17 protein-coding genes are annotated in these 17,174 nt (G+C 46.5%); 3 read left to right on the top strand and 14 right to left on the bottom strand.

Translation table 11 applies throughout. The annotated features are described in order from the left end of the window. Positions 1-308: 308 nt before the first annotated feature. The gene (locus IQ294_RS14355; RefSeq protein ID WP_203334750.1) at positions 309-1,181 is read right to left on the bottom strand and encodes a nucleotidyltransferase-like protein; all 873 of its coding nucleotides are present in this window, start codon (positions 1,179-1,181) and stop codon (positions 309-311) included. Positions 1,182-1,387: 206 nt separating this feature from the next. Here IQ294_RS14355 and IQ294_RS14350 point away from each other — a divergent pair, with 206 nt between their 5' ends. Beyond that, complete coding sequence (locus tag IQ294_RS14350; RefSeq protein WP_203334749.1) at positions 1,388-1,741, top strand: YgzB family protein; 354 nt, start codon at positions 1,388-1,390, stop codon at positions 1,739-1,741. Positions 1,742-1,822: 81 nt separating this feature from the next. Here IQ294_RS14350 and perR read toward each other — a convergent pair whose 3' ends face one another. The 4 genes from perR to bcp all read right to left on the bottom strand — a co-directional run bounded on the left by perR (position 1,823) and on the right by bcp (position 4,378). After that, positions 1,823-2,266, bottom strand: coding sequence for a peroxide-responsive transcriptional repressor PerR (gene perR / locus IQ294_RS14345; RefSeq protein ID WP_203334748.1), 444 nt, complete (start codon positions 2,264-2,266; stop codon positions 1,823-1,825). A 123-nt stretch (positions 2,267-2,389) separates the two neighbouring features. Beyond that, a complete protein-coding gene (locus tag IQ294_RS14340; RefSeq protein ID WP_203334747.1) occupies positions 2,390-2,944 on the bottom strand; it encodes a cob(I)yrinic acid a,c-diamide adenosyltransferase in 555 nt (184 codons plus the stop codon). A 2-nt stretch (positions 2,945-2,946) separates the two neighbouring features. Further along, positions 2,947-3,888, bottom strand: coding sequence for a D-2-hydroxyacid dehydrogenase (locus IQ294_RS14335; RefSeq protein ID WP_203334746.1), 942 nt, complete (start codon positions 3,886-3,888; stop codon positions 2,947-2,949). Between the two features lie 13 nt (positions 3,889-3,901). After that, entirely contained in the window at positions 3,902-4,378 is a 477-nt protein-coding gene (gene bcp / locus IQ294_RS14330; RefSeq protein ID WP_203334745.1) for a thioredoxin-dependent thiol peroxidase, read from the bottom strand. 125 nt (positions 4,379-4,503) lie between these two features. Between bcp and IQ294_RS14325 the strand changes: the two genes are divergently transcribed. Both IQ294_RS14325 and IQ294_RS14320 read left to right on the top strand, forming a co-directional pair. Continuing rightward, positions 4,504-5,790 (top strand): glutamate-1-semialdehyde 2,1-aminomutase, encoded by a 1,287-nt coding sequence (locus IQ294_RS14325; RefSeq protein ID WP_203334744.1) that lies wholly within the window; start codon positions 4,504-4,506, stop codon positions 5,788-5,790. A gap of 37 nt (positions 5,791-5,827) precedes the next feature. Further along, positions 5,828-6,913 carry an FUSC family protein gene (locus IQ294_RS14320; protein WP_203334743.1) on the top strand — a complete coding sequence of 362 codons (1,086 nt, stop codon included), beginning with the start codon at positions 5,828-5,830 and terminating at the stop codon, positions 6,911-6,913. Positions 6,914-6,963: 50 nt separating this feature from the next. On the opposite strand, the gene IQ294_RS14315 is transcribed toward IQ294_RS14320, so the two are convergent. The 9 genes from IQ294_RS14315 to mutY form a co-directional block, all read right to left on the bottom strand. Further along, on the bottom strand, positions 6,964-7,854 hold the full coding sequence (locus IQ294_RS14315; RefSeq protein WP_203334742.1) for an ABC transporter permease: 891 nt from the start codon (positions 7,852-7,854) through the stop codon (positions 6,964-6,966). 14 nt (positions 7,855-7,868) lie between these two features. Beyond that, entirely contained in the window at positions 7,869-8,873 is a 1,005-nt protein-coding gene (locus tag IQ294_RS14310) for an ABC transporter permease (RefSeq protein ID WP_203334741.1), read from the bottom strand. 86 nt (positions 8,874-8,959) lie between these two features. Beyond that, the gene (locus IQ294_RS14305; RefSeq protein ID WP_432419965.1) at positions 8,960-10,549 is read right to left on the bottom strand and encodes an ABC transporter substrate-binding protein; all 1,590 of its coding nucleotides are present in this window, start codon (positions 10,547-10,549) and stop codon (positions 8,960-8,962) included. Positions 10,550-10,611: 62 nt separating this feature from the next. Then, entirely contained in the window at positions 10,612-11,595 is a 984-nt protein-coding gene (locus tag IQ294_RS14300; protein WP_203334739.1) for an ABC transporter ATP-binding protein, read from the bottom strand. Next, positions 11,570-12,589 (bottom strand): oligopeptide/dipeptide ABC transporter ATP-binding protein, encoded by a 1,020-nt coding sequence (locus IQ294_RS14295; RefSeq protein WP_203334738.1) that lies wholly within the window; start codon positions 12,587-12,589, stop codon positions 11,570-11,572. Before IQ294_RS14295 ends, IQ294_RS14300 begins: the two co-directional genes overlap by 26 nt. A 184-nt stretch (positions 12,590-12,773) precedes the next feature. Then, positions 12,774-14,498 carry an ABC transporter ATP-binding protein gene (locus IQ294_RS14290; protein ID WP_284699733.1) on the bottom strand — a complete coding sequence of 575 codons (1,725 nt, stop codon included), beginning with the start codon at positions 14,496-14,498 and terminating at the stop codon, positions 12,774-12,776. A gap of 99 nt (positions 14,499-14,597) precedes the next feature. Further along, on the bottom strand, positions 14,598-15,140 hold the full coding sequence (ntdP, locus tag IQ294_RS14285) for a nucleoside tri-diphosphate phosphatase (protein ID WP_112224969.1): 543 nt from the start codon (positions 15,138-15,140) through the stop codon (positions 14,598-14,600). A 102-nt stretch (positions 15,141-15,242) separates the two neighbouring features. Beyond that, the gene (fabL, locus tag IQ294_RS14280) at positions 15,243-15,989 is read right to left on the bottom strand and encodes an enoyl-[acyl-carrier-protein] reductase FabL (protein WP_203334737.1); all 747 of its coding nucleotides are present in this window, start codon (positions 15,987-15,989) and stop codon (positions 15,243-15,245) included. 2 nt (positions 15,990-15,991) lie between these two features. Beyond that, complete coding sequence (gene mutY / locus IQ294_RS14275) at positions 15,992-17,071, bottom strand: A/G-specific adenine glycosylase (protein ID WP_203334736.1); 1,080 nt, start codon at positions 17,069-17,071, stop codon at positions 15,992-15,994. Positions 17,072-17,174 lie beyond the last annotated feature (103 nt).

Below are 17,174 nucleotides of genomic sequence, written 5' to 3'. Positions count from 1 at the left end.
GTTTTGCTGTTCAGTTTTCAAGGTTCATTTGTTCTCGCTGTGTTGAAGCGACTTCTCTAATTTACCATCGCCTGCCGCTGGAGTCAAGCTTTAATTATTATTCTAAAAAACTTAATTTGCCTGAGCGACAAGTAATATCATAATATGGATCTCACCTGATTGTCAACGCCAAAAGGATAAAAATCTCGAGAAATTTTCAAGCTCTATATGGTATTCTCAGAAAATGTTATTCAAAATCATTACCAACAGATCTACTCTAATGAAAGAAACCGGATTGTCCATGGACAATCCGGTTACAGATCTCCTCTTCAATTTTCGCTTCTGACCGAGTAGTACCGGTGGAAAATGCCTTCACTTTTAGTTAATACCCCTTCGACAAAGATTATTTCTTTATCGACAAGGTATTCGATGAAGACTTCGAGATCGGAAGAATAGTTTTTCAACTCTTCCTGTTCATGAAGTTCCTGGATCGTCCAGCTTTTCTTTTGGCCCATTATTTCAATGATATGCTGTGCTCCGTCGGCCGTGCGTGAATGGATCAGGAATTCGCTGGCTAGGAATAAAAGCTCCAGCCGCTTGTCAATCGACTCATCACTCAGCACTAATTCTTCATATAATTTATAAATGGATGGCTCCATCTTTTTAACCTGGGACCAGACAGTCACCTCTGGCGGCAGGCCATTTTCCAAGACAGCCAATCTCGCTAAATGATGCAGCGACTCTATCACGTGACGATAGGCGTCGAGATAATTCTTTTCTTCAAAAAGCATTTTCCCTTCCAAGTATCGTCTGATAAGCTTTGCATATTCGAGACCCATTTTTATCTTTCTCCCGGCAAAAGGATATTCCTTAAGCTCGATGATCAATTTTTCCATAAACTCATTACGATCAAAAATGATGCGTCCATTAAATAGCCAATCGACAATTTTTCTGTTGGTGCCGAGAAGCAGCCATTTTTTCAATTGTTTTTCTGTAACGATATGCATTGCCGCTTTTTTTTCACCGTCGGTATAATGTTTCGAAAATACCGGAGTTTCATTTTCTTTGGTGATGATCAGCAGGATGGCATCGAAAGTATCTGTATTAGGGCTGACTTTTTCCCTTTTTTCAATGAGCATCACCCCAAGCGTACTTTCCTGGCTGGCCCGCTCCTGATAAATCGCTCTTAACTTTTGTTCCATTCCCTCTCACTCCCTGCAGTTTCAGGTATATTAACGGGCATACCCGTTTTTTCATTCATTCAAAATAGGTTTATGCTCCGGCTGGGCAAAGAATCTGTGCTTTTCTCTATTTCGACATATTTCTGCCGATTCCTTCATGAGAAAAGCAATAACGCTTTTTCACTTTGAATATGATATAGTATGATGGATGCAAGGAGGAATTGAACATGAAACCTTATAAAAATAAAATCAACCGAATACGGACTTTTGCGCTGTCGCTGATTTTCATCGGCATCGTTATTATGTATATAGGTATTTTCTTCAGAGAGCAGCCTGTCGTTATGGTCATATTCATGCTGGTTGGAGTTATTGCGATTATTGGAAGCACAGGTGTCTATGCCTGGATCGGGCTTCTTTCCATGAAAACCGTTCCGGTCCAATGCCCTAACTGTAATCGTCATACGAAAATGCTCGGCCGTGTGGACATGTGCATGCACTGCCGCGAGCCGCTCACAATGGACCCCGCTCTTGAAGGCAAAGAGTTCGACGTCGATTATAATAAGAAAAACTCCAAAGTATAAAAAATCCGCCAGCGATTTCGTCGCCGGCGGATTTTATTTTTCAAAATAAAAACGGACATAGAGGATTCTATGCCCGTTTTCTCATTGTGCTTTTGCAGTATCAGCTAGACAGTCCTGGCATGTACCGTAAATTTCAAGGCGGTGGTAATCCACCTGGAATCCGGTAACATGCGACGCCAAATGTTCGACTTCGTCCAAGCCCGGGTAATGGAAATCGACAATTTTCCCGCAGCCGCTACAAATCATATGGTAATGATCATGTGTAACGAAATCGAAACGGCTTGATGAATCGCCATAAGTCAATTCCTTGACCAATCCGGCTTTCTTAAAGACACGCAAATTATTATATACTGTTGCAACACTCATATTAGGAAAAGATTTCTCAAGCGCGCGATAAATGTCATCCGCTGTCGGGTGGGTAGTTGAATGAATCATATACTCCAAAATCGCATTACGTTGAGGAGTGATTCGGACACCCGTAGACTTCAAAGCATCAAGCGCGTCTTTTAATAGACCTTCAGACATCGCCGTGCACCTCACTTCATAAAGATTATTACATTGTAATCGTTATAATCAGTGTACTCAAAATGACCGGCATATGTCAAGAAATCACTATAAGGACGCCAAATGAACGCCTTCTCAATTGCTTTATCGCTCGCTATGGAGTTCGCTTTCCTTGCTTCCCAAACGCTGATTGATGAAACGGCCCGCAACAAACAGGAAATCGGACAAGCGGTTCAGGTATGCCATCACTTCAGGAGAAGTGTCATCCCCGATGGATGATGCGAGGCGTTCCGCTCTTCTGACGACTGTCCGGGCTACATGGAATGCGGCTCCGGCCGGATGCCCGCCAGGAAGGATGAAGTTGTTCAACGCTGTCAGCTCCGCATCGTATTTATCGATCCAATTTTCGAGTTTCACAGTATCTTCCGCATGCAGCTTCCATTTGACTTCTTTACCGGCAGGAGTCGCAAGCTCCGCTCCAACGTGGAATAAAGTCGTTTGGATCTGATGGAAGATATCCATGATTTCATCTTTTTCACTGAAAAACTCGCTGTTCAGATGCGCTAAAGCTAAACCGATCATCGAATTTGCTTCATCACACGTGCCATAAGCTTCCACTAATACATCATTTTTTTTGACCCTGGAACCGTAAACGAGTGAAGTTGTCCCCTTATCACCGGTCTTTGTGTAAATTTTCATCGCTAATACCCCTTTTCCATATTGACGAGATTTGTCGGTTCCTTTTTGCCTTCCAGCCATTGCCGTAAATTGGGCAGGAATATTTCCATTGCCCGTTCAAGATATTTACCGGATTTGCTTGAGACATGTGGGGAGATGATGACATTTTCCAAAGTCCAGAACGGATGGTCATCCGGAAGCGGCTCCTGTTCAAAAACATCCAGGACTGCGTGGGCAATGGATTCATTTTTCATCGCTTCAAAAAGTACTTCTTCATCCACCAGATCTCCGCGGCCGAAATTCATAAAGATTGCATCTTCTTTCATGGCTTTGAAATGCTCTGCGCCTAGGAGATTCCGGGTTTCCGGCGTGCTTGGCAGAACTGAAATGATGACATCGGCCTCCGGCAGTTTCGACAGAAGTTCATCGAAAGAAATCATTTCATTCATATGTTCCGCCTGATTTCCAGAGCGGTTGCAGCCGATGGTCATTACGCCGAACGCCTGCAGCAGCCGGCCGATTTCAGCGCCGATTGCACCTGGCCCAAGAATCAGTGCAGTGGAACCGAAAAGTTCTGTCGATCTGAATTTGCGCTCCCATGTGCGTTTCCGCTGGTTTTCATATATTTCCGGAAGTGAGCGCTTCAACGCAAGCAAATGCCCGAGCACTGATTCACCCATCGGTGTTTTGTGGATGCCCCTCACATTCGATACGGTTATTCCCCGCTGCGCGATTGCTTTATGCGGCATTTTCTCGACACCCGCACTTGCAACCATGATCCATTTCAATTGTCTTGCAGCGGCAATGTCTTCCTCGTCCAGGTCCTCTCCGTAAGTGACCAGTACATCCGCTTCCGGCAACCTGCTTTTATCCTTATAGGCGAAATGGAAATTGACATCAGGAAAATCTTCTATGATGTCCTGCCTCATTTCTTCGGATGGCAAAAAGGTGAATAGTATTTCCATGAATGTTTTCCCCCTATGCGTTGCTAAGCTCTTTCAGAGTTTCCAGCACTTCCCCGATATGGTTCTTAACTTTGACTTTGCGCCACTCTTTGATGACGGTGCCGGTCGGATCGATCAGGAATGTCGAACGTTCAATTCCCATGAACTCTTTCCCGTACATTTTCTTCTCCACCCACACCCCGTATGCTTCCGATACCTGGTGATCTTCGTCTACCAAAAGTGAAAAAGGCAGGCCATGCTTCGTGATGAATTTTGTATGCTGTGCTTCAGAATCTGCGCTGACACCCAGAATCACTGCACCGAGTTCCGAAAAATCCTTTTCGGCATCGCGGAAATCACACGCCTGTGTCGTACAGCCCGGTGTCATATCCCTTGGATAAAAATAAAGGACCACATATTTTTTTCCGGAAAAATCCTTCAAAGAAACCATTTCACCGTTTTCGTTTTTCAGTGAAAAATCCGGTGCATGCAAACCTTCCAATGCTGTCATCACAATCACTCCTCTTCTATAAGTATATCGTACCGAACTGCCGCTGCAGTTTCAATTTCTTTGGCGTTAATGCAAAAACTTGTCTACAATAAAGGAATAGACTTTAAGTAGGAGGAATTCACATCATGAACCATTCCCAATCAATTAAACTTCACGAAGAAGCGCTTCAGCATATCGTCGGCGGGGTCAATAGTCCCTCCAGATCATTCAAAGCGGTCGGCGGCGGTTCACCCGTTGTGATGGAACGCGCAAAAGGTGCATACTTCTGGGATGTCGACGGCAATAAATACATCGATTTCCTGGCAGCCTACGGCCCGATCATCACCGGCCATGGCCACCCTCATATTTCAAAGGCGATTTCGCATGCTGCTGAAACAGGGGTTTTATACGGTACGCCGACGCGCCATGAAATCACGTTTGCAAAAATGCTGAAAGAAGCTATGCCGAATATGGATAAAGTCCGTTTCGTCAATAGCGGAACGGAAGCTGTCATGACAACGATCCGTGTGTCACGCGCTTATACAGGCCGCACGAAAATCATGAAGTTTGCAGGATGCTATCATGGCCATTCTGATTTGGTGCTGGTGGCAGCCGGCTCCGGCCCTGCAACACTCGGTACGCCTGATTCTGCCGGTGTTCCAAAAACAATTGCCGAAGAAGTGATTACGATCCCATTCAATGATCCTGCTGCTTTCGCGGAAGCGATGGAAAAATGGGGCAATGAAATCGCCTGTATCCTGGTCGAGCCGATTGTCGGCAATTTCGGCATTGTCGAGCCGAAAGAAGGGTTTCTGGAAGAAGTGCATCGCATAGCCAAAGAAAAAGGCGCTTTGATCGTATATGATGAAGTGATCACGGCATTCCGTTTCCATTATGGCGGTGCCCAGGACATGCTGGGGTTGACTCCGGATTTGACTGCACTCGGCAAAATCATCGGCGGCGGATTGCCGATCGGTGCATATGGCGGCAAAAAAGAAATCATGGAAACAGTAGCTCCGCTTGGACCTGCTTACCAGGCAGGCACCATGGCTGGAAATCCCGCTTCGATCCAAGCAGGCATCGCATGCCTGGAAGTGCTTCAGGCTGAAGGAGTTTACGAAGAAATGGACAGGCTCGGTAAAATTTTGGAAGAAGGGATTTTACAAGCTGCCAAGGAATTTGATATAACAATAACAGTCAATCGCTTAAAAGGTGCTCTCACCATCTACTTCACGGACGTAACGGTCGAAAACTATGAACAGGCTGAAGCGACTGATGGAGAGACTTTTGGCCGTTTCTTCAAATTGATGCTTGAGCAGGGCATTAATCTGGCCCCTTCTAAATACGAAGCCTGGTTCCTGACAACCGAGCATACAGAAGAAGATATCAACACTGCAATTCAAGCTGTACGAAAAGCTTTCAGCCAATTATAAACTTTACAGCATTACAGGAAGGGGGAATCCGTAAGACATGAAATTAGGGGCACGTATATTGAAAACCGGTGTGGCGATTTCATTGGCCCTCTTTTTAGCCAACTTATTGGAATTGCCTTCTCCTGTATTTGCAGGCGTAGCAGCGATATTCGCCATTCAGCCTTCTATCTACCGCTCCTACATCACACTGCTTGAGCAGGTATATGGAAATCTGGTTGGCGCGACCATTGCGGTCATATTTGTATTGACCATCGGCAGCAACTACCTCACCATCGGACTGGCAGCCATCCTTGCGATCGTGCTGATGCTTAAGTTAAAACTGGACAATCCGGTGCCGCTGACGCTGGTCACCATCATTATCATCATGGATTCTCATACTACGGACTTTCTATCGTTCGCATCCCTGCGTTTTTTGACAATCCTGCTGGGTATCTTTTCAGCTTTTATTGTCAATTTAATCTTTCTTCCCCCGAAGTACGAGGTGCGCTTATTCAAATCCATCCACGAAGTCAGTGAGGAAGTCGTCCGTTGGATCCGTGTTTCGATCCGCCATGCTTCTGATCACGTTTCCGTAAAAGAAGATATCGACCGGCTGGATGAAAAGTTGATAAAGGTGGATCAATGGTATTCCTTCTATAAAGAAGAGCGCAGTTATACGAAAAAACAGCAGTATGTCAAAGCCAGAAAATTGGTGCTGTACCGGCAGATGATTGCCACCTCCAAAAAGAGCCTGGATGTCCTGAAACGCCTGCATCGTTTTGAAAATGAGTTGACGGAGCTGCCTGAACAATTCCATATGATGGTACAGGAACGCCTGGAAAGCCTGGCAAGTTATCATGAACAGCTTTATATGAAATATGTAGGTAAGCTGCGCCCCGAACACAGTGAATCATCGGGAGTAGATGCATCGATCAAGCGCCATGAAGTGATGGCGATTTTTGTAAAAGAAATAAACATTGCATTGGAAGCTGAAGACCGTGATTTTTCCGTTTATCATTTGATGCACGTATTATCCGCTATGGTCGATTACGAGGAACAGCTGGAACACTTGGATTTATTGATCATCGCCTACCTGAATTATCATAGCGATGAAGTCGATGTAGAACTTGAAAATCTGGTGTGATGATTGCAAACGAAAAACATGCAGGGGAATAGATTCCTCTGCACGTTTTTTTAAGATTTCATACGGGGATCGAGTGCATCCCGCAATCCATCTCCCATTAAGTTGAATCCCAGTACTGTGAGCATAATCGCAGCCCCGGGGAAAATCATCGTCCACGGCGCATTGGTCAGGTAAGCCCTTGAATCTGCTAGCATCTTGCCCCATTCGGGCGTCGGTGCCGAAGCGCCAAGACCCAGGAATCCGAGTGCTGCAGCTTCTATGATCGCTGTAGCAATCGCCAATGTTCCTTGCACAATGACCGGAGCCATCGAGTTCGGCAAAATATGCGAAAAGAGAATCCGGTTGTCTTTCATGCCGATCGCTTTGGCGGACATGATGTATTCATCTTCCTTGATACTCAGCACCTTCGATCGGATCAGACGCCCGAAATTGGGCACGTTGATGATCGCGATGGCGATCAAGGCATTTCGAAGTGACGGTCCTAGAACCGATACAACTGCAATCGCCAATAAGATACTCGGGAAAGCAAGCATGATATCGAAAATGCGCGAAATGATGGTATCCACCCATCTGCCGTAATAGCCCGCCAGAATACCGAGGAAACTCCCCACTACGACAGAAGCGACGACAGCCAGGAAACCTACCCACAGGGAAATCCTCGCTCCGTATACTACACGCGAGAAAATATCCCGGCCAAAATCATCTGTTCCCATCCAGTGTTCTGAAGAAGGGGGCAGAAAACGGTGGGTATCCATTTTCTGTTCATTTATTCCTTCCGGTGTAAATAATGGTCCAAAGATGGCCAGTAAAATAAAGAAGGTGACGATACCCATACCGATGACGGCTACTTTACTTTTTCGGAAGCCGCGCCACGCTTCTTTCCATGGTCCGGCAACTTTCTGTATTTCCACTTCATTTTTATTGAGTGTCGTGTCAGCCATTGTTCTCCCCCTTCCTAATCATATTTAATGCGAGGATCGACGAGACTGTATAGAAGATCCACGAACAGATTGATCATGACAAATATGAAAGCGACGATCAGGATGCCCGATTGGATCACCGGATAATCACGGAAGCCGATCGCTTCATAAATGTATCGGCCGATTCCCGGCCACGCAAAGATGGTCTCGGTCAGGATAGCGCCGCCAAGAAGCAGCCCCATTTGAAGACCGATGATTGTCATGACTGGGATGATGGCATTTTTCAATGCATGTTTATAGACGACCCAGAACATTTTCAATCCTTTGGAACGCGCTGTCCGAACATAATCGGAACGCATGACTTCCAGCATGCTTGAACGGGTCATCCGGGCGATGATCGCCATCGGAATCGTCGCAAGGGCCGTTCCAGGAAGGATCAGGTGTTTCAAAATGGTCGCCAGTTGATCGAATTGCCCCGTCATCAGCGTATCAATTATATAAAAACCGGTTATCGATTCAATCGGATCCCGTACATTCATTCGTCCGGAAGTCGGCAATAAGCCAAGTTCAATGGAAAAAATCCATTGGTTTAACAGGCCCAGCCAGAAAATCGGCATCGAAACACCGATAAGTGCGATGATCATGGCAAGGTAATCAAACCAGGAATTCTGGAACCAAGCCGAAATGATCCCCGCATTGATGCCTATGATAACCGCGATAATCACAGCGAATACCGATAATTCGATGGTCGCCGCCAAATATGGCCAGACTTCGTCCACTACCGGAGTTCTGGTACGGAGCGATTGCCCCAGATCTCCTGTAACAAGGCCTTTCAGATAATCAAAATATTGGATATACCATGGGTTATCGAGGCCTAGCGTTGTCCTCAAAGCTTTTATGGCATCCGCAGAAGCCTGCTGGCCGAGAATTACTTGAGCAGGATCTCCAGGAATTGCGCGAATGATCATAAAGACGATAAATGTCATTCCGAGCAGAACCGGAATCAGCTGCAATAGCCGCTTGCCAATATAGCTAAGCATGTCTTCACCTCTCCATCTCCAACATATATGTATAAATCAATTTAAAAAAAGAAGGGAAATCAGTTCGATCTCCCTTCCCGAAAAATCTACTCCATATCTACTGATGCCAATTTGTCAGAACCTGTGGGGTGTGCTTTGAAGTTCACGACATTACTGCCTCCAGCCAATAGCGGTGTTGAGTGGGCAAGCGGAACCCATGGTGCATCTTCATGGATGATTTCCTGTGCTTGCATATACAACTCATTACGGATATCTTCGTCGACTTCTGTCTGAGCTTCTATGAAAATGTCATGCAATTCCTGATTTTCATAATAAGTGTAGTTGTTTGAACCGATGTTATCCTGGTCAAGCAATACATACAGGAAGTTGTCTGCATCTCCGTTGTCACCAGTCCAGCCTAATAGGAAGGCATCGGCTTCACCGTTTGCAGCTTTATCAAGGTACGTTGCCCACTCGTAAGAAACGATAGTGGCAGTGATTCCAACTTCAGCCAGATCACTTTGAATGGCTTCAGCAACTTTTTGGCCGTCCGGCATGTAGGGGCGTGGAACAGGCATTGCCCAAAGCTCCATTTCAAATCCATCGCCAAGACCAGCTTCTTCCAGCAATTCTTTCGCTCTCTCAGGATCGTATTCATAGCCTTCGATATTATCGTTATAACCGCTGATTACCGGCGGCATCGGGTTTTTCGCAACTTCTCCGCGACCTTCGAAGAATGTATCAACGATTGCCTGACGATCGATTGCATGGTTCATCGCCTGGCGCACTAATGGATCGTCAAAAGGTTCACGTGTGTTTGTCAATCCAAGATAGCCTACGTTCATGGATGGACGTTCGAACAATTGAAGGTTATCGTCCCCTTCGATTGTTGCTGCATCAGAAGGGTTGATCCCATCAGCCAGGTCGATTTCACCTGCAAGCAATGCATTCAATCGGCCAGAGTTATCCGGAATCGAACGGAATACGACTTCATCCAGTTTTGGCTCGCCTTCCACCCAATAACCATCGAATTTTTCAATCCGGACAGTGTCATTGCGTTTCCATTCAACAAATTTGAATGGTCCTGTTCCAACAGGATTGTCGCCGAAAGATTCGCCTGCCGCTTCAAAAGCGGTAGGTGAAGCGATACCGAATGGGCTCATTGCCAGGTTTTTAAGGAATGGCGCCATCGGGCGTTTCAATTTAATCGTAACTTCATAATCGCCGGTTGCTTCCACCGATTCGATTATGTGCTCTTCTTCATCACCAAAACCGCCGAACATTGATTTGTAGTAAGGGAATTGATCAGCATCCCCCGCAGCCCAGCGCTCAAAGTTTGCCACGACTGCTTCAGCATTGAAATCCGTGTCATCGTGGAATTTCACGCCTTCTTCAAGTGTGAATGTGTAAGTCAATCCGTCTTCAGCAGCTTCCCAGTCAGAAGCGAGAGCCCCTTCAATTTCTGTATCCTGCTCACCGAAGTTTACCAGCGTATCGAAAATGTTTTTCGTAACTTTAAATGATTCACCATCAGTAACCGTGATAGGGTCAAGTGATACCGAGTCTCCCCCGCGTCCGAAGATCAGGATTTTCTCTTCCGTGGATTCCCCTTCGCCACCAGTTTCACCATTGCTTTCTGAACCTTCATCTGAATCGCCATTACAGCCGTATAGGACTGTGGAGACCAGTAAAAGCATCAAAAAGGCAAGAAACGTGATTTTTTTTCTCTCCAAATTAACCCCTCCGTTTTTGTTTATTATCATTGCGGCCTGCTTTCTTCGTAAAGATGGCAGGCTACAGAATGACCTTTCTCAACCTCCGCAAAAATCGGCACTGTCGTTTCGCAGATATCCATCTTGAATGGGCATCGGGTATGGAAACGGCAGCCGCTTGGAGGATTTGCGGGACTTGGTACGTCCCCTTTGATGACCACTTCCTCCCTTTTGAAAGCCGGATCCGGAACCGGCACTGCAGTAAGCAGCGCCTGCGTATACGGGTGCAGCGGCTTTTCGTAAAGGTCCTCGGTATCGGCCATTTCAGCCATATTCCCGAGATACATCACTCCTACGCGGTCGCTGATATGACGAACCACGCCTAAATCATGGGCGATGAATATATAAGTCAGTTTCAGTTCTTTCTGCAGATCCTGCATCAGGTTGAGCACCTGTGCCTGGATCGAAACATCAAGTGCTGAAACGGGCTCATCAGCGATAATAAGCTTCGGATTTGTCATCAGCGCCCGGGCAATCCCGATGCGCTGCCGCTGTCCACCGCTGAACTGATGGGGATAGCGTTTTGCGTGATAGCTGCTGAGTCCGACAATTTCAAGGAATTCATGGACTTTCTTTTTGCGTTCTTTCGGATCTCCGATGTCATGGACGTTCAAAGGCTCCATGAGAATCTTTTCAATCGTATGCCGGGGATTCAAGGAAGCATAGGGATCTTGGAAAACCATCTGGATGTCACGGCGTGCTTTGCGCATTTCGCCCGGCGAAAGTGAGGTAAGCACCTGCCCGTCAAAAGTCACTGTCCCTTCCGTCGGTTCCAGCAGCCTCATCAGCATTCGCCCAGTCGTCGACTTTCCGCAGCCTGATTCGCCGACGATCCCGAGTGTCTCCCCTTCTTTCACTGAAAACGAGACGTCGTCAACAGCTTTCACATAATTATTAACACGCCCAAAAAGTCCTGATTTAATCGGAAAGTACTTTTTCAGCCCTTCAACTTTTAACAATTGTTCGGTCATGCTTCTCTGCCTCCTTCGGATCAAATAGGAAGCACCGGGTCTGATGCGCTTCTGCCGTCTGGTAAAGCGGCGGATTTTCTGTCAGGCAACGGTCAAATGCAAATTCACATCTTGGTGCAAACCGGCAGCCTGTATTGATGGAGCCCGGTTTCGGCACGTTGCCCGGTATCGAATAAAGCCGTTCTTTCTTGAATCTCATATCCGGCACGGACTCCAGCAGCCCGCGCGTGTATGGATGCTGCGGATCTTTGAAAATTTCTGCTACAGGGCCTTCTTCCACCACTTTCCCTGCATACATGACCACTACCCGTTCGCATGTTTCAGCAACGACTCCCAGGTCATGGGTAATGAGAATTACAGCCGTATTAAGTTCCTGGTTGAGGTTTTTGATCAGTTTCAGGATCTGCGCCTGAATCGTCACATCAAGTGCAGTTGTCGGTTCATCGGCGATCAGCACTTTCGGATCGCACAGCAGCGCCATCGCAATCATGACCCGCTGGCGCATCCCGCCTGACAATTGATGCGGGTAATTTTTCATCAGATCTTCTGCTCGGGGCAGACCGACCATTTTCATCATTTCGACAGCACGGCTGTGGATCTGCTTTTTCGACCAATCCCGTTTATGGACTTTAATCGCTTCCTGCAGCTGATTGCCGATTGTGAACAATGGATTCAATGAAGTCATCGGCTCCTGAAATATCATCGCTATGTCATTGCCGCGGATTTCGCGCATCTTCTTCTCGGGTAACTTAGTCAAATCCTGGTTGCCGAATAAAATTTCACCGCCAGTAATCTTCCCTGGCGGACTTGGAACAAGTCCCATAATCGAAAGAGATGTGACACTCTTGCCACATCCGGATTCCCCCACTATTCCCAGAACTTCCCCTTCACGTACATGGAAGTCAACATTGTCTACTGCCGGAATTTCTCCATCGTCTGTGAAAAAGGTAGTCTGAAGACCCCTGACGTCTAAAACTTTCTCTCTTTCTCTCACTTGGACACCCCTTTTTCCACAAAAATAATTCTGAATATTGTATATCTTTTAATTATACGGGAATTCAGACTATATGCAATAGTTCTTTTTATAGGACTTGCTAGTAATAATTTGTGATAAAAATAAAACCAGCCGGGCATCCCCGGCTGGTCATCCAAAATATAAATATTATAGAAAGATTTTTTTATTTGAAATGCTGGACCTGGAAAAGATTGAAGTAGACTCCCTGTTTTTTCATCAATTCATCATGTGTACCCTGTTCGGCCAACTCTCCGTGGTCGATGACAAGGATTTGATCTGCATGTGTGATGGTCGACAGGCGGTGAGCGACGATCAATGTAGTGCGGTCGCTTGCCAGGCGTTCGAGAGAATCCTGGATAAGTGCCTCACTCTCCAAATCAAGCGCAGATGTCGCTTCATCGAGAATCAGGATCGGAGGATTTTTCAGGAACACACGTGCAATGGCGATACGCTGCTTTTGACCACCTGATAGTTTCACGCCGCGTTCCCCGACTTTCGTGTCGTAGCCTTCCGGCAGCATTTCGATGAAGTCGTGGGCATTGGCTGCTTTGGCGGCTGCCACCACTTCCTCATGGGTCGCGTGCGGTTTCCCCATCAGGATGTTCGCTTTGACCGAGTCGCTGAAGAGGATGGAATCCTGAAGGACAAGGCCGATCTGGTCACGGAGCGTATGGATGCTGACATCTTTGAGATTATGGTCATCCATATAGATGCCGCCTTCCGTTACATCATAGAACCGTGGGATAAGCGACACGATCGTGGATTTCCCACCACCGCTCATGCCCACTAATGCCACCGTTTCCCCCGGTTTCACCGTGAAGTTCATATTCGACAGGACTTCTGTACCACCGTCATTATAATGGAATGAAACGTTGCGGAATTCCAATTTACCGTCCACCACTTTCAGATCGCGTGCACCTTTTTTATCGGTTACATCGTAATCTTCATCGACCAGCTCAAAAACCCGGTCCATCGATGCAAGAGACTGTACGAGCGTCGTTGAAGAATTGACCAAACGGCGAAGCGGATTATAAAGGCGTTCAATATAAGCGATGAACGCCACCATCGTACCAAGGGTCAAATTCTCCTGGATCACTTGATAACCCGCATATCCGATGACCAATAGCGGTGCGACATCTGTAATCGTATTGACGACTGCAAATGCCTTCGCATTCCATTTTGTATGGTCTATGGCTTTTTCCAAAAATTTATCATTGGTGTCGTTGAAAATTTTCTGTTCATGTTTCTCAAGCGCAAAACTCTTGATGATGCTCATGCCCTGTACACGTTCATGGAGATAACTTTGAACATTTGCCAGTGCCTGGGAACGCTCACGCGTAAGATCGCGAAGCCTGCCGAAGAAATACTTCACACTCAGCGCATAGAAAGGAAATGCCAAGAGAGCTACGATTGTAAGCGAGACATCCATCGATAACATGATGCCGATGGCGATGAGAATCGTCGCCAGATCCAGCCAGACATTCATCAATCCGATCATGACAAAGTTCTTCGTCTGCTCCACGTCATTGATGACGCGCGAGATGATTTCCCCTGCACGTGTATTGGCATAATATCTGAGGCTTAGCCGCTGGAGGTGTCCGTATAGATAGCCACGGATGTCATAGAGGATTTTATTGCTGACATACTGCGCGTAATACTGCCGGAAATATTCAATCGGCGGACGCAGCAGAAAGAAGACGATGGCCGTTCCTCCCAGCCATAAATACAATTGCTCCAGTTTTTCCTGGCTTGACAGGGCTTCCGCACCGATAATATCGTCGATGACAATTTTGATGAGCAAGGGAATGAAAAGCGGAATAGCGAATTTAAAAACACCTATCAGAATCGTTAAAGCTATTTGCCAATAATATGGTTTTACAAAATGCATGTACCGTTTCATGGTACTTTGTTTCTTATTGCTCAAATTGATCACTCCAATCTCATTCAAAACGAAAAACCTGTTGACTGGCAACAGGTTTCCATTTTATCAACGAATCCGGTTTTGTCTGTGGAACTCGTACCGGTCCGTCCATACTTCGATGAAGTCCTGGGCAAACGGGCCTCTGCGCTGTTTGATCCAGCCGATCAGCTTTTCAACATTGCGGTAGAGGATCTGGTCGATCACTTCAGGATAACCCATCTGCCGTTTGTGGTCTTCATATTCGTCTTCATCCAGTAATGTGTAAGACATATCCGGAAACACTTTGACATCCAGGTCGTAATCGATGTATTTCAATGAGCCATTATTATAAACGAACGGTGAACTGATATTACAATAATAATAGACCCCATCGTCACGAAGCATGCAAATGATATTGAACCAATGCTCTGCATGAAAATAACAAATCGATGGCTCACGTGTCAGCCACGTCCGCCCATCTGATTCCGTTACCAGGGTGCGTTCATTAGCACCGATTACAATATTATTCGTACCTTTCAAAACAGTTGTTTCCTGCCAGACACGGTGGATTCGGCCGTTATGTTTATAACTGTGGATTTGTATCGTTTCTCCCTCTGCGGGAATCGCCATGTCCATCCCACCTTCTCGTCTAAGCCCTTATATTATCTGCTATTTCAATATTATATCAATCAATTCTGAAAACATACAGCAATACGTCGGCAAAGGAAAATATTACATAACGACCGATCGGCCGCCGTCCACGATAATCGTCTGTCCACGGATCATATCCGAATCATCCGAAATTAGGAACATGGCTGTTTTGACCATATCTTCGATTTCCACCATGCGGCCCGCCGGTGTATTGACACGCGCATCATTCAGCAGCTCTTCCCGGTTCGGGAAATGCTTCAGGGCTTCCGTATCGAGTGCGCCGCCGGACACCGTATTTACCGAAATCCCTTTAGGCGCAAGTTCAACCGCCAAATAACGGGTGATGGATTCGACCGCCGCTTTCGACACACCGATCGTCGTATAGTTTTCGAGATAACGGATTGAGCCGAGTGAACTGATGCCGACTATCTTTCCGCCTTTATCCATCAATTTTGCCGCTTCCTGCGCCCCGAACAGCATCGCTTTGGCATTGATGTTCATCGTCCAGTCCCAGTGGGATTCTTCCAGTTCCATGATCGGGCGAAGCACGCCGGATGCCGCATTGGAAACGAAAACGTCCAACCTGCCGAATTCCTCTTTGATCGTTTCGAACATGCCGCGAAGTTTTTCGACATCACCGACGTTCGCTCTGACAAGCAATGCTTTACGTCCTCTTGCCTCGATTTCTTTCACTGTATCAAGTGCTGCTGTTTTGCTGCGGGCATAGTTGACGACGATGTCATACCCTTCTTCCGCGAGTGCGATTGCCATCGCCTTGCCCAGTCCCCTGCTGCTTCCTGTAACGAGTGCCACTTTTTGTTCAGCCATTTTCATACATCTCCTCTGCTTTTTAAAGCTGTCTTCATTTTTTGAACCGGTCCGGAAATCGGCAGCTCTTCCATTTCTGCCGCATTGACCCATTTCATATCATCGGTAATTTCAAGATTTTGGCCTTCGGCAATAAAGCCTTCCACATTCCATGTTAAATGAGAGAAGACATGTTTGAAAGAAGTAATTTTTTCCGCCTTCTTCACCAGCCCCTTAAATTGCCCGGAAAGGACTTCTTCAACTTCTGAAGCTTCCAGGTGTTGCGGCACTTCGACCAAAGTAAATTGCCACATATTTGCAAGCAGCCCGGTCGACGGACGTTTTTCCATCAAATAGTTTTCACCTTCACGGATTGCCGCCATGACATAATTGACCGCTTTGGTTGATTTAGCTTTTGTTTTTACCGGCAATGCATGCTGACGGCCTTCATGGAACGCCGCACAATGTTCGCGCATAGGACATAACAGGCATTTCGGGGAAGTGGGGGTGCAGATGAGCGCTCCGAGTTCCATCAACCCCTGATTGAATGCAGACGGATCTTCATGGCTGATCAATTCCGTGACCGCCTCTTCGAATGTTTTGCGAGTTTTCGGTTTAGCGATATCTTCTTCGATCAATAGAATTCTCGACAGCACACGCATGACATTGCCATCGACCGCATGCTCCGGCAGGCCATAGGCAATGCTCAGCACCGCTCCGGCCGTATAAGGGCCAACACCTTTCAAAGAAGAAATTTCCTTGCGGTTTTCCGGAACTTTGCCGCCGTATTTTTCCGCCACTTCCCTGACACCTGCCTGAAGGTTGCGGGCGCGCGAATAATAGCCGAGGCCTTCCCACTGCTTCAATAAAACTTCTTCATCTGCTGCCGCGAGGTCATTTAAGGTCGGAAACTTTTCGATGAACCTTTTATAATAAGGAATCACCGTGTCCACCCGTGTTTGCTGCAGCATGATTTCAGATATCCAAATCTGATAGGGATCAGCCGTGCGTCTCCACGGCAGATCTCTTTTTTCTTCGTGGAACCAAGTGATCAAGTCATTTTGAAATTGCTCTTTTTCAATAGTAATAATGTAGCCCTCCATGTATGTAGATTATTTCAGCCGGAATCAGGGTATGTAAAGAGTAATTAAGCGGTTAAAAAAGCAAGATTCCATCGCTGATAAAAAATAGGTAAAGGGGGATGAG

It is taken from the genome of Planococcus beigongshangi (assembly GCF_016820495.1).
GTDB lineage: Bacteria > Bacillota > Bacilli > Bacillales_A > Planococcaceae > Planococcus > Planococcus beigongshangi.
This window is presented reverse-complemented; position numbering and strand designations above follow the sequence as displayed.

Excerpts from the sequence above, each read along its gene's own strand:
- IQ294_RS14315 (WP_203334742.1), bottom strand. The coding sequence starts at position 7,854 with ATGGCTGACACGACACTCAATAAAAATGAAGTGGAAATACAGAAAGTT.
- perR (WP_203334748.1), bottom strand. The coding sequence starts at position 2,266 with ATGTCTGAAGGTCTATTAAAAGACGCGCTTGATGCTTTGAAGTCTACG.
- IQ294_RS14350 (WP_203334749.1), top strand. The coding sequence starts at position 1,388 with ATGAAACCTTATAAAAATAAAATCAACCGAATACGGACTTTTGCGCTG.
- IQ294_RS14325 (WP_203334744.1), top strand. The coding sequence starts at position 4,504 with ATGAACCATTCCCAATCAATTAAACTTCACGAAGAAGCGCTTCAGCAT.
- ntdP (WP_112224969.1), bottom strand. The coding sequence starts at position 15,140 with ATGGCGATTCCCGCAGAGGGAGAAACGATACAAATCCACAGTTATAAA.
- fabL (WP_203334737.1), bottom strand. The coding sequence starts at position 15,989 with ATGGCTGAACAAAAAGTGGCACTCGTTACAGGAAGCAGCAGGGGACTG.
- IQ294_RS14300 (WP_203334739.1), bottom strand. The coding sequence starts at position 11,595 with ATGACCGAACAATTGTTAAAAGTTGAAGGGCTGAAAAAGTACTTTCCG.
- IQ294_RS14355 (WP_203334750.1), bottom strand. The coding sequence starts at position 1,181 with ATGGAACAAAAGTTAAGAGCGATTTATCAGGAGCGGGCCAGCCAGGAA.
- IQ294_RS14340 (WP_203334747.1), bottom strand. The coding sequence starts at position 2,944 with ATGAAAATTTACACAAAGACCGGTGATAAGGGGACAACTTCACTCGTT.
- mutY (WP_203334736.1), bottom strand. The coding sequence starts at position 17,071 with ATGGAGGGCTACATTATTACTATTGAAAAAGAGCAATTTCAAAATGAC.
- bcp (WP_203334745.1), bottom strand. The coding sequence starts at position 4,378 with ATGACAGCATTGGAAGGTTTGCATGCACCGGATTTTTCACTGAAAAAC.
- IQ294_RS14290 (WP_284699733.1), bottom strand. The coding sequence starts at position 14,498 with ATGCATTTTGTAAAACCATATTATTGGCAAATAGCTTTAACGATTCTG.
- IQ294_RS14310 (WP_203334741.1), bottom strand. The coding sequence starts at position 8,873 with ATGCTTAGCTATATTGGCAAGCGGCTATTGCAGCTGATTCCGGTTCTG.
- IQ294_RS14335 (WP_203334746.1), bottom strand. The coding sequence starts at position 3,888 with ATGGAAATACTATTCACCTTTTTGCCATCCGAAGAAATGAGGCAGGAC.
- IQ294_RS14320 (WP_203334743.1), top strand. The coding sequence starts at position 5,828 with ATGAAATTAGGGGCACGTATATTGAAAACCGGTGTGGCGATTTCATTG.
- IQ294_RS14305 (WP_432419965.1), bottom strand. The coding sequence starts at position 10,549 with ATGCTTTTACTGGTCTCCACAGTCCTATACGGCTGTAATGGCGATTCA.